The 2,047-nt window shown below is 60.1% G+C and carries 3 protein-coding genes; 1 reads left to right on the forward strand and 2 read right to left on the reverse strand.

Annotated elements, in window-relative coordinates:
* The coding region (locus VMT30_01925; protein HVQ43701.1) for an exodeoxyribonuclease III at positions 1-167 on the forward strand (167 nt) is incomplete at its 5' end.
* Between the two features lie 35 nt (positions 168-202).
* On the opposite strand, the gene VMT30_01930 is transcribed toward VMT30_01925, so the two are convergent.
* Positions 203-1,353 (reverse strand): IS630 family transposase gene (locus VMT30_01930; protein ID HVQ43702.1). Its coding sequence is split into 2 segments (ribosomal slippage): positions 203-891 and positions 891-1,353, totalling 1,152 coding nucleotides; the frame shifts between segments, so codons are not numbered across the junction.
* 60 nt (positions 1,354-1,413) lie between these two features.
* Complete coding sequence (locus VMT30_01935) at positions 1,414-1,716, reverse strand: hypothetical protein (protein ID HVQ43703.1); 303 nt, start codon at positions 1,714-1,716, stop codon at positions 1,414-1,416.
* Positions 1,717-2,047: the final 331 nt, after the last annotated feature.

Raw genomic sequence — 2,047 nt, forward strand, 5'->3', positions numbered from 1 at the left:
ACCGCGCCGCCGACTGGACCGTCGGCGACCGCGGCCGCCGCCTCGACCACATCTGGGTCTCGCGCGCGCTGAAGGACTCCGTGCAGGATTTTCGCATCACCCGCGACGCCCGCAGCTGGGAGCGGCCGTCGGACCACGTGCCCGTGACAGTGGTGCTGGAGGTGTAGGTGTTAGGTCGTCCCGGCCTAGTCGCCCGATTCATTCAGATTGAGGGGTAGAGGTGCTTGAGTTTGATACGAGCATTGGGTGTTGTGAAGTGCCAGTTGGCCTTGGTTTTGTTGGCGTTGCGGTCGTGCTCCCAGGCGGCGACCTCCTCGATGAGGGTTTGCTTGTCGGGGATCCGGCGGTCGAGGCACTGGGACGACAGGACGCCGAGTTCGGATTCCGCCAGATCGAGCCAGCTGCCGTGCTTTGGGGTGTAGTGCCATTCGAAGCGCTCGACCAGGCGCCTGGCTTCGGCGGCAGGAAAGGCTTCGTAGAGTGACGCCTTGCTGTGGATGTTGAGATTGTCCTGGACCAGAACGATGGTCCTGGCGTTGGCGAAATGGACATCGGCCAGGTCTTTCAAGACATGAGCGTAGTCCACGGCGGTATGGCGATCGGTGACTTTGATGTGGCGCCAGCCCTCGAGCGGCGCGAACATCATGAAGAGGTTGGCGGTGCCGTTGCGCTCGTACTCGTAATCGCAACGGGCCGGACGTCCCGGTTTCATCGGGATCGGCACCCGCGTTTCCGCGAGCAGTTGCTTTGAAGTCTCGTCCAGGCACACAAGCGGGCAATCAGGATCGTGCGGCCGCGTGTAGACGGCCAGCACGTCCTCCATGGCGGCTACGAACGCGCTATTGGCCTTCGGCGGAATGACCCAGCACTGTCGGCGATGGGGCTGGAGAATGTTTTTTTAAGCGTCCTTCCGATCGTTGAGTCGCTGGCACGATCGACAATCTGGAGCTCCACGACCTTTTTTTCCAACAGCCGCAGCGTCCAGCGTGCGCGCCCCTTGGGCGGCTTGGAACAAGCCAGTGCAATCAGTTTGGCTTCCTTCTCGCCGTCAAAAATCCGCGCAACCGCCGGTGTCGCCCGTTGCTTGCGGCTCAACACCGCCTCGAAGCCTTCTTCCACCAGTTGCTTGCGCACCCGGTAAACCATGGAAACGCTGGTGTCTAAAGCCTTGATAATCCGGCTGTCACTCCAGCCTGCACCGGCTTCCGAGACATCGGCCTTCAACAATATTCGCGCCTTCAGCAGCCGCTGGGCCGGGCTTTTGCCTTTCCGTATCAACGCTTCAAGCCGTTCGCGTTCCTCGTCGCTCAGCCGCACAACATACTTCTTTACCGAAATCTCCCTGGCAGCCATCATCGTCTCCGTCGCCCGTGTTGCAACGGAATCGAATCACAAAAAGACCGTCCCTTCAAATTAATTGAAGCGGACGACTAGCCATTGCTGCGCCACAGGCGATCTCTGGCGGCAACACGCGGAAGTTCTTCTCCAGATATAGCAATATAGCAACGGGTCGACGAGCGCTTTCAGATCGGTCGGCATGACCACGAGCACGTTGCGGGCCGCCTCCGTCATTTCGGTGTACGCCACGAAGGCTTTCAAGTGCGCTTCCGCGATCTGCGCCGTTGGCAAGTTTCCGTCTTCGATCGCAGTCACCCGAGCGAGAGCCTGCTCGTAAGCGCGCCGTGCGGCGACGTGCCTGTCGATGTCACTCTGCACCCGCCTCCCGATCGCGGCATGCTAACCTTTCTCGCCCTTCCCAATCGCGCTCGACCACCGTTTCGGGTTGCTCCACATTCATTGTAGTGCTTGTCCCGCCAGACGATGCCTGTGGATGCCCGCTCCGATTCAGAGTGTCTTCGTCGCGCTGGATCGATCGGCCCGGGTCGATGCGATTTCCGCACGCGCCAGGCGTGCATGCGCATAGCTTCAATATCGCGCGCGACTTGCAGCCGGAGCTCTTCAACGTTTCATCATAGTCCCTCAAGGATTCGCTGAAACACAGGCTCTGACTAATCGACGAAAACGACGATCGAAATCGCTTTCCGAG

The organism is Candidatus Saccharimonadia bacterium, assembly GCA_035544015.1.
GTDB lineage: Bacteria > Patescibacteriota > Saccharimonadia > UBA4664 > UBA4664 > UBA5169.